The organism is Bradyrhizobium sp. 26S5, assembly GCF_036923295.1.
Classification (GTDB): Bacteria; Pseudomonadota; Alphaproteobacteria; order Rhizobiales; family Xanthobacteraceae; genus Bradyrhizobium; species Bradyrhizobium septentrionale.
The window spans coordinates 3,067,261-3,081,088 of the sequence record NZ_CP145948.1 but is presented as its reverse complement, the minus strand read 5'-3'; the positions used below and the strand labels follow the sequence as shown (position 1 = coordinate 3,081,088).

The window sequence follows — 13,828 nt, the reverse complement described above, 5'->3', positions numbered from 1 at the left end:
AGCAGCGCTTGCACGCAAGATCGCCGTAGCCGAAACCGGCTTGGCTTAGCCATCCATGATGCGCTAGCGTCGCGGAAGCCTGATGCCAACAAGCACAAAAACGGCTGCCGGGAGAACCGCTCCATGAAATCACCGATCTGCGACATGCTGGGAATCGATTTCCCCCTGCTCGCTTTCAGCCATTGCCGCGACGTGGTGGCAGCGGTCAGCCGCGCCGGCGGCTTCGGCGTGTTCGGCGCGACCGCGCATACGCCGGACACGCTGGAGCAGGAGCTGAAGTGGATCGATGCGCATGTCGACGGCAAGCCCTATGGCATCGACGTGCTGATCCCGGAAAACATCTCGACCGCGGGTGAGAAGAACGTCACCTGGAAGAGCCTGGAGGCGCGCGTCTCGCAGGAGCACCGCGACTTCACCCGCAATCTGCTGAAGAAGTACGACATCGAGCTGACGAGCCGGAATGTCGCCGACAACCAGCCGCAGCCGTTCGATGCCGAGACCGCGCTGCAACTGCTCGAGGTCTCGTTCCGGCATCCGATCAGGCTGATTGCGAACGCGCTCGGCGTGCCGCCGAAGGCGATGATCGAGATGGGCCGCAAGCACGGCGTGCCGGTCGCAGCCCTGGTCGGCTCCAAGGAGCACGCGCTGCGCCAGGTAGCGGCCGGCGTCGACATCCTGGTCGCACAGGGCACCGAGGCCGGCGGCCATTGCGGCGAGGTCTCGACCATGGTGCTGGTGCCCGAGGTGATCAAGGCGGTCCGGAAGATCCGCGACGTGCCGGTGCTCGCGGCCGGCGGCATCATGACCGGCAGCCAGATGGCGGCCTGCATGGCGATGGGCGCGGCCGGCGCCTGGACCGGCTCGGTGTGGCTTGCCACCGTGGAGTCGGAGACCTCAGAGATCTTCCGCGAGAAGATGATCGCGGCGTCCTCGCGCGATGCGATCCGCTCCAAGGGCCGCACCGGCAAGCCGGCGCGGCAGCTCCGCTCGGTCTGGACCGACGCCTGGGACCGCTCGCCGGACAGCCCCGGCGCGCTGCCGATGCCGCTGCAAAGCATCATCAGCCGCGACGCCTTCAACGCCATCGACCGCGCCGCCGCGGCCGGCAACGAGAAGGCGCGCGATCTCGTCACCTACTTCGTCGGCCAGGGCGTCGGCCTGATCGACAGCGTGAAGTCGGCCGGCGCCGTGGTGCAGGAGTTCAAGGAAGACTTTGTTGAAGCCGTCGAGCACATGAACGCGCTGGTGGCGGAGTAGAGTACGTGGCCCATCCTTCGAGGCTCGCTACGCTCGCACCTCAGGATGACGCGTACCCCGTAGCCGTCACCCCCGCGCAACGGCGAAGCCGTTGTCGCTGGAGGTGCGCGCCCTTGCGCGCCTCGAAGGGCGACGGCGTGGCGAAGACCTAGAAAGTAAAGCAAGAAGAAATGACCACATCCTCTATCCCCGAAGACCGCATTCCCGTCATCGTCGGCGTCGGCGAGATCGTCGATCGTCCGAGGGACATCGCCGCCGGCCTCGAGCCGCTCACGCTGCTGGAACAGGCGCTGAAGCGCGCCGAAGCCGACAGCGGGGCCAAGCTGCTCTCCGAGTTGCAGTCACTCGACGTCGTCAACTTCCTGAGCTGGCGCTATCGCGATCCCGAGAAGCAGCTCGCGCAGCGGCTCGGCGTTGCGCCGGCGCATCTCTATTACGGGCCGGTCGGCGGCGAGAGCCCGATCCGCTATCTGCACGAGGCAGCCCAGCGCATCGCGCGCGGCGAATGCAGCGTTGCCGCGGTGTGCGGTGCGGAGGCGCAGTCGACCGCGACCAAGGCGCAGCGCGCCGGCGTCGAATTGCCGTGGACGCCGTTCGCGCACGACGTCGAGGAGCCGAAGCGCGGCGCCGCGTTCCAGAAGCCGCTGGCCGTGGCGCTTGGCGTCTTCAGGCCGATCACGGTCTATCCGCTCTATGAGTCCGCAACCTCGGCGCATTGGGGCCAGACGCCGCGCGAGGCGCTGAAGGAATCCGGCGACCTGTGGTCGACCTATGCGCGGGTTGCGGCCGACAATCCGAACTCCTGGCTGAAGAAGCGCTTCACCGGCGACGAGATTACCACCGTAACGCCTGATAATCGGATGATCGCGTGGCCGTATACAAAACTGATGGTGGCGAACCCGACGGTGAACATGGGCGGCGCGCTGATGCTGACCAGCCTTGCGAAAGCGCGCGCCGCAGGCGTGCCGGAAGAGAAGCTGATCTATCCGCTCGGCGGCGCCTCGGCGGAAGAGCCGCGCGACTATCTGATCCGCGACCAGTTCGTCGAGAGCCACGCCCAGAATGCGGTGCTGAAGGCGGTGATGGACCTCGTCGGCGGCGACGGCAGGAAGTTCGACGCGATCGAGCTCTATAGCTGTTTCCCCTGCGTGCCGAAGATGGCGCGCCGCACGCTGGGCCTCGGAGCCGACGTGCAGCCGACCGTGACCGGCGGGCTGACGTTCTTCGGCGCGCCGCTCAACACCTACATGACGCATTCGGCCTGCGCGATGGTGCGCAAGCTCCGCAGCGGCGGCACGCTCGGCCTGCTCTACGGCCAGGGCGGCTTCGTCACCAAACATCACGGCCTGGTGCTGTCGCGCGCGGCGCCGACGGCCGCACTCAAGCAGGACACCTCCGTGCAGGCGGAAGCCGACCGCAACAGGCGCGACGTGCCCGACTTCGCCGCGGAGGCCGCGGGCAAGGGCAAGGTCGAGGCCTTCACCGTGATCTATCGCGCCAATGGCGAGGTCGAGCACGGCGTCACCATGCTGCGCACCGAGGACGGCCGCCGCACGCTCGGCCGCATCCCGGCAAGCGATACCGCGACCCTGGCGTATCTGCAGGATATGGATCGCACGCCGGTCGGCACGCTCGGCGACATCGTCACGGCGGCTGACGGCGTGCTGGAATGGCGGGTGAGGTAGGAACTCTCGCCGCAGGCGCGGTGTAAGGCTCCCTCGCCCCGCTCTTGCGGGGAGAGGGTTGGGGTGAGGGGCTCTCTCCGCGAGACGTGAGCGCAGTTAGACCTGTACCCCCTCACAGGGATTGCATCTCACGATGCAACGTAGCTGAAGCTTCGCTTCAGCGTTCTTAAGAGACGGCCGCCGGAGGCGGCCTACGCCTCTCCCCGCAAGCGGGGCGAGGTCAGGGCTGCCTACGCATCAGCCAAAAACGAAAATGCCCGGGACAAGCCCGGGCATGACGAAGTAAGGGCGACGAACGCCCTACCCCTTCGCGTCCTGCTTCTCGGACGCCGTGGTCGGCTTGCCCTTGGCGCCGGCGCCGGTCACGCGCACGTGGTCGCCGTCGGCGAGGCCGTCCGGCGGGGCGGTGATGATGCGGTCGTCGGGGGCGAGGCCCGAGGCGATCTCGATCTCCTTGCCGAGGTCGCGGCCGATCTTCACGGTCTTGAACAGCACCTTGTCGTCAGGGCCGACGGTCGCGACCCGCAGGCCGTTGCTGTTGAAGATCAGCGCGCTGGCGGGAATGCTGAGCGGCGTGGAGTCGCGCTGCAGATTGAGCTTCACGCTGGCGTAGCTGCCCGGCATCAGTTCGCCGGAGGAGTTGTCGAGCCCGAGCTGCATCCGCGTCGTGCCCGAGGCGACATCGACCGCCTGCGAGGAAGCTTCCACCGTCGCCTGGAAGGTGCGGTTCGGGTAATCCGGCAACACCAGCGCGGCCTTGGCGCCCATCTTGATCGCCGGGACGTAATTCTGCGGCACGTTGACGTAGACGCGCAGCTTGGTGATGTCGGAGACCGTGAACATCGCCGGGCCCGAGTTGCCGCCGGCATTGATCAGCGCGCCGACGTCGGTGTCGCGCGAGGTCACCACGCCGTCGAACGGCGCCGTGATCTTCTTGTAACCGGCGAGCGCTTCGAGCCGCTCGACATTGGCCTGGCCGGCCTTGACCGCACCGTTCTTGTTGGAGAGGTCGGCGGTGCGCTCGTCGATCTCCTGGGCGGAGACGAAGTTCGAGGCGACCAGCGTCTTGCGCCGGTTCAGCGTCGCTTCGGAGAGCTTGGCTGAGGCCTGGGCGCTGGCAAGATCGGCGCGCGCCTGCAGCAATTGCTGGTCGAGGTCGGGCGCCTCGATTTCGGCAATCACCTGGCCGGCCTTGACGCGGGCTCCGATGTCGACGTCCCAGGTCTTCAGGTAGCCGGAAACCCGGGCGAAGATCGGGGCGCGGGAATAGGCCTCAAGCCGGCCCGGCAGGTCGATGGTGGGGGTGAGCGCCTTGGCGATCGGCAGTGCCACCGCGACGGTCGGAACGGCCTGGTCGTCGGTCCATTCCTTTAAGCGTGAGTCCTGCTCCTCGCGGGCACGGATCCCGGTGCCGACGATCAGGCCGGCGCCGACCAGCGCCACCACGCCGAAGATGCCCAGTTTCCGGCGCGAAACCGGCGGGCGCTGTTCAGTGGGCGGCATGCGGAATCTCCGATGAGGCGGCGGCTTTGGCGCCTTGCTTCTTGTGTACCATACTGAATACCACGGGAACAAACATCAGCGTCGCGAAGGTTGCAAAGATCAGGCCGCCGATCACGGCCCGGCCCAGCGGCGCATTCTGCTCGCCGCCCTCGCCCAGCCCCAGCGCCATCGGCGCCATGCCGATGATCATGGCGAGCGCGGTCATCAGCACCGGGCGGAACCGGACGAACCCGGCCTCCAGCGCCGCCGCGACGGGATCGCCGAGCTCCTCATAGCGCTCGCGCGCGAAGCTGATCACCAGCACACTGTTGGCGGTCGCCACGCCCATGCACATGATGGCCCCGGTGAGCGCCGGAACCGACAGCGTGGTCTCGGTCGTGAACAGCATCCAGACGATGCCGGCAAGTGCTGCGGGCAGCGCCGTGATGATCACGAACGGGTCCGACCAGGACTGGAAGTTCACCACGATCAGGAAGTAGATCAGCACGACCGCGCCGAGCAGGCCGAACAGCAGACCGGTGAAGGCCGAGTTCATGGTCTGCACCTGGCCGAGCAGCACCACCGAGGAGCCCTTCGGCACTTCCTTGGCGGTGTCTGATATCAGCTGGCGCACGTCGGTGGCGACGCCGCCGAGATCGCGGCCCTGCGTCGTCGCGTAGATCTGCACCAGCGACTGGATGTCATATTGCGAGACCACCGCGCTCGAGGTGGCGCGCTTGATGTCGGCGATGCCGCCGAGGATCGGCGCCTGGGTGTTGCCGCTCGCGGTGATCGGCAGCGTCTGCAGCGCGCTCAGCGAGTCGATCTGGTATTGCGGCGTCTGCATCACGATCGAATACGACACGCCGTTGTCCGGGTTGAGGTAATAGGTCGGCGCGATCTGCGACGAGCCGGCGAGGTTCACCACCAGCGAGTTGGTGACGTCGCGTTCGGTCAGGCCGACATATTGCGCGCGGGTGCGGTCGACATCGATGTTGAAGGTCGGGTTGTTCGGCGACTGCTGGATCCGCGCATCGGCAATGCCGGGGATGCGCTTGATCCTGGCGAGCAGCTTGTTGGCATAGGCGAAGTTGGCGTCGAGATTGGCGCCGCGGATCTGCAGGTCGATCGGCGCTGGCGCGCCGAAGTTCAGGATCTGGCTGACGATGTCGGCCGGCAGGAACGCGAAACTGGTGCCCGGGAACAGCCGCGGCAATTGCTCACGCAGCGCGCGGACATGCTCCTCGGTCGGCTTGTGGCCTTCCTTCAGGCGGATCTGGATGTCGCCGTCCTGCGGGCCGATCACGCCGGTGTTGTTGTAAGTCATGTTGATGCCGGAGATCGGCATGCCGATGTTGTCGGTCATGGTCTCGATCTCGCCGGGGACCAGCTTGCGGATCGCCTTCTGGATGTCGGCGAGCTGATTGGCGGTCTCCTCGACGCGGGTGCCGACTTGGGTGCGGACATGCATCAGGATGTTGCCGGCATCGACCGACGGGAAGAAGTTGCGCCCGAGGAACGGCACCAGCAGGAACGAGGCGGCGACGACCGCAAGGAAGCCGGTCACGAACACCGTGCGATGACCGAGCGCCATCGCGAGCAGGCCACGATAGCCGCTGCGGATGCGCTCGAACCGCGCCTCGAAGCCGCGCTGGAACCAGACCAAAGGATTGCGCGATTTCGGCGGCGCGCCTTCGTGATGCACATGCGGCTGCAGCAGATAGTTCGCCATCGTCGGCACCAAAGTGCGCGACAGGATGAACGACCAGATCATCGCGAACATCACCGCTTCGGCCATCGGCACGAACAGGAAGCGCGCCACGCCTGACAGGAAGAACATCGGCACGAACACGATGCAGATACAGAGCAGCGAGACGAAGGCCGGCGTCACGATCTGGTTGGCGCCGTCGAGGATCGACTGCTCGACCGGCTTGCCCTGCTCGAGGTGGTAGTTGATGTTCTCGATCGTCACCGTGGCGTCGTCGACCAGGATGCCGACCGCGAGCGCGAGGCCGCCGAGCGTCATGATGTTCAGCGTCTCGCCGATCAGGGACAGCATGATGATGGCGCCCAGCACCGACAGCGGGATCGACACCGCGATGATGACGGTCGAGCGCCAGCTGCCGAGGAACAGCAGGATCATCACGCTGGTCAGGAGCGCTGCGATCACGCCCTCGAAGGCGACGCCGGTAATCGCACCGCGGACGAACACCGACTGGTCGCCGATGAAGCCGATCTTGAGCGCGTCGGGCATCTGGTCCTTGACGTCGATCACCTTCTGCTTGATGCCGGAGATGATATCGAGCGTCGAGGTGGCGCCGGCCTTCAGCACCATCATCAACACCGAACGGTTGCCATCGACATGAACGATGTTGGTCTGCGGCGGGTTGCCGTCGCGGACGGTGGCGACGTCGCGCACATAGACCATTGCGCCGTTGACCTGCTTGACCGGCAGGTCGCCGAGCTCCTCCATCCGGAGCGGCGAGTTGTTGAGGTTGATGGTGTATTCGAAATTGCCGATCTTCTGGGTGCCGACCGGCGTGATCAGGTTCTGCGCGGCGAGCGCGTTGGCGACGTCCTGGCCCGACAGGCCGCGGGCCTGCAGCGCCGTCGAATTGAGATCGATCTGAACCTGGCGCTGCTTGCCGCCGAACGGATAAGGGATCGCGGCGCCGGGCACCGTGACCAGCGGCGTGCGCAGCTGGTTGATGCCGATATCGGCGAGGTTCTGCTCGGTGAGGCCTTCGCCCGACAGCGCGACCTGGATGATCGGAACCGTCGAGGCGCTGTAGTTCAGGATCAGCGGCGGCGTCGCGCCCGGCGGCATCTGCTTGAGCAGGGTCTGCGAGATCGCAGTGACCTGCGCGTTGGCGGTGCGGATGTCGACACTGGGCTGGAAGAAGATCTTGATGATACCGAACCCGTTATACGAGTTGGCGGTGATGTGCTCGATGTCGTTGACGGTCGTGGTCAGCGCGCGCTGAAACGGCGTGGTGATGCGGCCGGACATCTGGTCGGGCGGCAGGCCGGTGTACTGCCACACCACGCCGATCACGGGGATGCGGATATCCGGAAAGATGTCGGTCGGCGTGCGCAGCGCCGCCAACGGTCCGATAATCAGCAGCAGAATCGCGAGCACGACGAAAGTATATGGCCGGCTCAGCGCGATACGGACCAGTGCGATCATAAAAGAGATATTCCCGAAATAGAGCCCGCCCAGGCAGAGGAATCGGCGTTCCAAATGCCGTTCCGCAAAGGCCGATTTACCCGAAGCATGGCAAAAAGGCCAACGCGGGAAACGCAGTTGGCCTTCACTTCCTTGGCATAGCTCCAGAAATGGGCGCGCCTGGTCGCCCCTTGTGCGCTAGGCCGCGCGTATCGTGCCCAGGAACCTGCCGACCTCGATCTTGAGGCGCGCGCTGTCACTTGAAAGTGACTGCGCTGCCGAAAGAACCTGCGAGGAGGCCGAGCCGGTCTCGGTGGCGCCACGCTGCACGTCCGTGATGTTGGCCGAGACGTGCTGGGTACCCTGCGCGGCCTGCAGAACGTTGCGGGAAATCTCCTGGGTCGCGGCGCCCTGCTCTTCCACGGCGGCAGCGATCGTCGAGGATATCTCCGACAGCCGCTCGATGGTCGACGAGATTTCCTTGATCGCGCCGACCGACTCCTGCGTCGCGGCCTGGATGCCGGAAATCTGCTGGCCGATCTCGCCGGTCGCCTTCGCGGTCTGCTCGGCCAGCGCCTTGACCTCGGACGCGACGACCGCGAAGCCGCGGCCGGCATCGCCGGCCCGCGCCGCCTCGATGGTGGCGTTCAGCGCCAACAAGTTGGTCTGGCCGGCGATGGTGTTGATCAGCTCGACGACGTCGCCGATGCGCGCGGCGGCCTTCGACAGCTCGCTGACCCGATCGTTGGTGGTACGGGCCTGGTCGACCGCGTCGTTGGCCATCCGGGCCGATTCCTGGACCTGCCGGCTGATCTCGTTGACGGATGACGACAACTCTTCGGTGGCCGAAGATACCGACTGGACATTGGCGGACGCCTGTCCGGAAGCCGCCGCCACCACGGTCGCCAGCTGTTGCGAGCGTTCGGCCGTGGCGGTCAGGGTGTTGGCGGAGGCCTCCAGTTCGGTCGAAGCGGACGACACCGTCTCGACGATATGGCCGATCGCGCTTTCGAAGCCATCAGCAAGTTGCATCATGTCGGCCTTGCGCCGCACGGCGGCCTGCTGGTCGGCTTCCTGCTGCTCACGTTTCAGACGCTCGACTTCGAGCCCGTTCGCCTTGAACACCTCGACGCTGCGGGCCATCTCGCCAATCTCGTCGCGGCGCTGCTTGCCCGGGACATCGGCAGTGAGATCGTTGCGAGCGAGCGCCTCCATCGCCGCCTTCAGGCGGGCGATGGGCCGCGACATTCCCGCGATCCCAATCCACATCGCGACCGCGAGGCCCAGCAAGAGACCGGCTGCAGCCGTCATCTGCACGGTACTGATCGAAGAATCGGCCTCCGCCGTCATCGCATCGGATATCCTGTGCGCATCCGCCAGCAGATCGTCGACGAGTTTGACCTGGTCGGTAATCGCGGCCTCCATCAGCGGAACGCACTCCGCCTTGAGACGCGCGGCGGCCTTCATGTTCTCTTCGGGAGAGGTGGTCGTCGCCGCGTATTCGATTCCGGGATCGCAGACCACGAAAGCCTTCTCGAAACCGGCAAGGATGGGTTTGATGGCCGTCCCCTTCTCCGGCATGTGGTTGAGCACGTCCGACATGCCTGCTTTATAGGCCTTTTCGCTGGACTTGGTCTTGGCGAGATATTTGACGTTGCCTTCGTCGGTGGTTTCCACGGCGAGCTGAAACGCCGCGGAAAGATAGGCTTCGGCATGACGCGTCATGCGCGTGGCCAGCGTCGTGTACTTGTCGACGCGTGTCACGACATCGGTGTTGGCATCGTCCATCGCCCTCATGCGGCGCGCCGCAAACAGGGTTTCTCCGATCATGACGACGCCGAGAATGCCAACGATCAGACCAACCTTCACGACGATCTTGAAATTATCCAGCCAGGACATCTCTCATCTTCCGATGCTGTTAATGACTTAAGGAATTCCGGACGTGCTTCGCGATCGCTCCGCCTTCAAAAAGCGAATCGACATGACGCAGGGCCTGATCGCAGGCCCACTCAAGCGGCATAAGGGCGGAGGAAACGCGACAACGGCATGTTCTCAACCGAACTGCCGGCAGGTTTTCGAAAACGCTACACGTACCCCGCTAGAACAAGGTTAACGTGAATTTCAGTATGACTACGGACGACGCAACCCTCGGACACCTCTGAATAATTGCAGCGCTCGCCCCGACACAACTTTTCGTCGCTGTGCAGTCGATCCATGCGCAAAAGACGGAGCAAGCTTCAATCGCGGAGATAAAAAAAGCCCGGCTATCACGGCCGGGCTTTTGATCAACGTGCCAAAGCAGTGTTCAGGCGGCGCGGACGGCGTCGAGGAACTTGCCAACCTCGAGCTTGAGACGGCTGCTGTCGCCGGACAGCGATTGCGCCGCCGACAGCACCCGACTTGAGGCCGAGCCGGTTTCGCTGGCGCCGTGCTGCACGTCGGTGATGTTGGCCGAGACCTGTTGGGTGCCCTGCGCCGCCTGCTGCACGTTGCGGGAAATCTCCTGCGTCGCCGCGCCCTGCTGTTCGACTGCGGCGGCAATGGTGGACGAGATCTCCGACAGCCGCTCGATGGTCGACGAAATTTCCTTGATCGCGCCGACCGACTCCTGGGTCGCAGCCTGGATGCCGGCGATCTGCTGGCCGATCTCACCGGTCGCCTTTGCGGTTTGCTCGGCCAGGGCCTTCACTTCGGAAGCCACCACCGCGAAGCCGCGGCCGGCCTCGCCGGCGCGCGCCGCCTCGATGGTGGCGTTCAGCGCAAGGAGGTTGGTCTGGCCGGCGATGGTGTTGATCAATTCGAGACGTCGCCGATGCGCGCGGCGGCCTTCGACAGCTCGCTGACGCGATCGTTGGTGGTGCGCGCCTGACCGACGGCGTCGCCGGCCATCCGCGCCGATTCCTGCACCTGACGGCTGATCTCGGTCACCGACGACGACAGCTCTTCGGTCGCGGATGCCACCGACTGTACATTGGTCGAGGCCTCCTCGGACGCCGCGGCAACCGAGGTGGTCAATTCCTGCGAACGCCGCGCGGTCGACGACAGCGTGCCCGCCGAGGCTTCGAGCTCCGTCGAGGCCGACGACACCGTCTGCACGATCTCGCCGATCATCTGTTCGAAATTGCGGGTGATGGTGTCGACCCGGCGGCCGCGCTCGATCTTGGCTTCGGCATCGGCAGAAGCGGCTTCATCGGCCGCCTTCTTGGCGACCAGGGCTTCCTTGAACACCTGCAGCGTATCGGCCATGGCGCCGATCTCGGTCTTCTCGCCCTGATGCGGCACGACGGCGGTGAGGTCGCCTCGGCCCAGCGCCTGCATCGGGCTCACGATCGAGGCGATGCCGGCCGAGACGTCGCGGATCATCAGGAAGCTGACGCCGACGCCGACGACGATGGCGGCACCCAGGATGATCGCAAGCAGCATGAAGCCCCAATCGTAGCTGCTGGCCGCATCCTGCGCCGCCTTGTCGGCACCGGCGTTGTTGAGGTCGATGTCCTTGCGCAGGATCTCGTCTGCCTCGAGCCCGATCTTGTTGACCGTCTTGGCATTCAGCTCATGCGCCTCGTGCGGGATCTTGCCGGCTTCCTTGCGCGACAATTCCATCACCTGCTCGGTACCCTTCTTGTAGCGCGTCCAGCTATCGACCCACTGATTGTAAAGCGCCCGCTCCTCGGGGGACGTGATCAGCGGTTCATAGACCGCGCGGACCTTCGTGTTGGCTTCGACCACGGTTGCCAGGGTCTTTTCCGCAGCCAGCTTCTCCTCCAGCGTCTCGGCCAGCATGTGCTCGCGGATCACGTTGCGGTAAGTGATGACGCCGGCGCGCAGGTCGCCAAGCGCCCGTACGCTCGGCAGCCAGCTCGTCATGATGTCGACGGTGTTGGCATTGATCGCCCGCATGTTCTTGACCGCGAGCAAGCCCATTCCCGTTATCGCGACAAGCAGGAACGCAACCACGGCAATGATCTTGGCGCGGATCGAGAATTTGGCGAACATCGTGAGGTCTCTTGGATATCGGGCTCGCGAGGCCCGATCGAATGGCTGGGGGCGCTGCGGGACGCCGCGGATATCAAAGCCAGCCCCCCTCCTTCGGCAGGGTTAATTTGGTTCCCCGTTCAACTACGGAGACGTCCCTCGCCGCCGCAACACGCGGCGCGTTGCGCGCATCAGGGCATCAATGCCAGCGCATCCCAGAAGAACTCAGGCCCGCCGAAATTGCCCGACTTCAGGGCAAGTACCATCTCGCCATTTCCGGCGCCGACGGCGCGCAGAACCGGCACGCCTGCAGCGATTTCCGCACCGACCAGGAATCCCGGGATGCGCAGGCGGTCGACCACGGCGCCTGAAGTTTCACCACCGGCGACCACCAGCCTGCGCACACCCGACTGCACCAACCCCTCCGCGATATCGGCCATCGCCTGCTCGATGGCATGTCCGGCTGCATCGCGGCCATGACGGGATTGCAGAGCTGCCACCTCCTCGGGGGTCGAGCTGCTGGCGATCAGGATCGGCCCGGCGCCGAACCGGTCTCGGGCCCAGGCGAGCGCGCGCTGCGCCTCCTCCCGTCCGGCGATCACCCGCTCGGGGTCGAGGTGCAGCACCGGCATCACCTTCCCGGCGTTGGCGATCTGGCGCAGGGTCGCCTGCGAGCAGCTGCCGGCGAGGCAGGCGGCCGGGCCGCCGATCGCACTCTCATGCATCGCAGTCGCGGCGTCCGATTTGGCCTTGCCCGCAGCGACCAGCGCCCGCGCCAGACCAAGCCCGATGCCGGAGGCGCCGACCGACAGGCGATGATCCAGCGCCACCTGCCCGATGGTCTCGAGGTCGCGATCGAACACCGCGTCGACGATGGCAGCGCCGATGCCGCCGCGCGCGAGCTCGGCCAGCCTAGCGCGCACCGCCTCAGCGCCGCGGCTCAGCGTCGCCAGATCGACCAGGCCGACCTTGGTCTTGCTCTGGCGCGCCAACACACGCACCAGATTGGAATCATGCATCGGGTTGAGCGGGTGATCCTTCAGCGGGCTCTCGTTCAGCGGCACGGAGCCTACGAACAGATTGCCCTGGTAGACGGTGCGGCCGGTCTCTGGGAACGCCGGAGTCACCAGCACGATGCTGTCAGAGGAATCGGCGCGCAGCGCGTCCATCACCGGGCCGATATTGCCGGCATCGGTGGAATCGAAGGTCGAGCAGATCTTGAACAGGATGTGGGAAGCGCCGCGGCCGCGCAGCCAGCTTTCCGCCGCGCGTGAGCGCGTCACGGCGAGGCCGGGTTCGATCGAGCGGCTCTTCAGCGACACCACGACGGCGTCGACCTCGGGCAGCGCCAGATCGTCGGCGGGCACGCCGATGGTCTGCACCGTGCGTAGACCCGCACGGGTCAGCGTGTTGGCGAGGTCCGAGGCGCCGGTGTAGTCGTCGGCGACACAGCCAAGCGACAGTTTCGTTGCTGATGTCACGGCTTCACTCCGGCATAGGGCTTGAACCAGGCGAGGCCGTCGGTGGTCTTGGCCCGCGGATTGTATTCGCAGCCGACGAAGCCGCCATAGCCGAGCCGGTCGAGCTCATTGAACAGGAACGGATAGTTCAGCTCCTCGCCGTCGGGCTCGTTGCGTGACGGGACCGAGGCGATCTGAATGTGGCCGACGACAGGCATCATCTCGCGCAGCCGCATCGTGACGTCGCCATGGATGATCTGGCAGTGATAGATGTCGAACTGCAGCTTCAGGTTCGCGAGGCCAAGCTCGTTGATCAGGTCGCGCGCGAAAATGAAATCGTTGAGGAAGTAGCCGGGCACGTTGCGCGGATTGATCGGCTCGATCACGACGTCGAGGCCATGCGGCGCGAAGAACTCGGCCGCGTATGCGACCGATTTGCGAAACGCCGCGACCGCCGTGGCATCGCTGCGACTGGCGATGCCGGCCATCAGATGCACCCGCTTGACGCCGGTCGCCGCTGCATAGGGCAGCGCGGTCTTCAGGCTCTGCTGCAGATCGGCGAAGCGATCCGGCAGCGCCGCAAATCCCTTTTCGCCGGCGGCCCAGTCGCCCGGCGGCAGGTTGAACAGCGCCTGCGTCAGCCCGGCGGCCTTCAGCCGTTTGCCGACCTCCTCGGCCGGATGGTCATAGGGAAACAGGAACTCAACCGCGGTGAAGCCCGCTTTCGCCGCCGCCTCGAAGCGGTCGAGGAACGGGACCTCGTTGAACATCATGGTGAGGTTGGCGGCAAAACGGGGCATTGC

General features: G+C 65.5%; 7 protein-coding genes and 1 pseudogene. 2 read left to right on the top strand and 6 right to left on the bottom strand.

Features of this window, described 5'->3' with window-relative positions; genetic code table 11:
* Nucleotides 1-123: 123 nt before the first annotated feature.
* A complete protein-coding gene (locus V5279_RS14260) occupies nt 124-1,257 on the top strand; it encodes a nitronate monooxygenase (protein WP_338698281.1) in 1,134 nt (377 codons plus the stop codon).
* A 170-nt stretch (nt 1,258-1,427) separates the two neighbouring features.
* Complete coding sequence (locus V5279_RS14255) at nt 1,428-2,942, top strand: acetyl-CoA acetyltransferase (RefSeq protein WP_338698279.1); 1,515 nt, start codon at nt 1,428-1,430, stop codon at nt 2,940-2,942.
* A 300-nt stretch (nt 2,943-3,242) separates the two neighbouring features.
* Here V5279_RS14255 and V5279_RS14250 read toward each other — a convergent pair whose 3' ends face one another.
* From V5279_RS14250 to otnI, 6 genes and pseudogenes are all read right to left on the bottom strand, one after another.
* On the bottom strand, nt 3,243-4,445 hold the full coding sequence (locus V5279_RS14250) for an efflux RND transporter periplasmic adaptor subunit (protein WP_338698277.1): 1,203 nt from the start codon (nt 4,443-4,445) through the stop codon (nt 3,243-3,245).
* Nucleotides 4,432-7,611, bottom strand: a complete 3,180-nt coding sequence (locus tag V5279_RS14245; protein ID WP_338698275.1) for an efflux RND transporter permease subunit — start codon at nt 7,609-7,611, stop codon at nt 4,432-4,434. The genes V5279_RS14250 and V5279_RS14245 overlap by 14 nt, the downstream gene beginning before the upstream one ends.
* A gap of 177 nt (nt 7,612-7,788) precedes the next feature.
* Complete coding sequence (locus V5279_RS14240; RefSeq protein ID WP_338698273.1) at nt 7,789-9,489, bottom strand: HAMP domain-containing methyl-accepting chemotaxis protein; 1,701 nt, start codon at nt 9,487-9,489, stop codon at nt 7,789-7,791.
* Nucleotides 9,490-9,895: 406 nt separating this feature from the next.
* A pseudogene (locus V5279_RS14235) lies at nt 9,896-11,586 on the bottom strand (methyl-accepting chemotaxis protein).
* Nucleotides 11,587-11,756: 170 nt separating this feature from the next.
* Nucleotides 11,757-13,046: a 3-oxo-tetronate kinase gene (gene otnK, locus V5279_RS14230; protein ID WP_338698271.1), complete on the bottom strand. Its 1,290-nt coding sequence runs from the start codon at nt 13,044-13,046 to the stop codon at nt 11,757-11,759.
* Nucleotides 13,043-13,825: a 2-oxo-tetronate isomerase gene (gene otnI, locus V5279_RS14225; protein WP_338698269.1), complete on the bottom strand. Its 783-nt coding sequence runs from the start codon at nt 13,823-13,825 to the stop codon at nt 13,043-13,045. The genes otnK and otnI overlap by 4 nt, the downstream gene beginning before the upstream one ends.
* Nucleotides 13,826-13,828 lie beyond the last annotated feature (3 nt).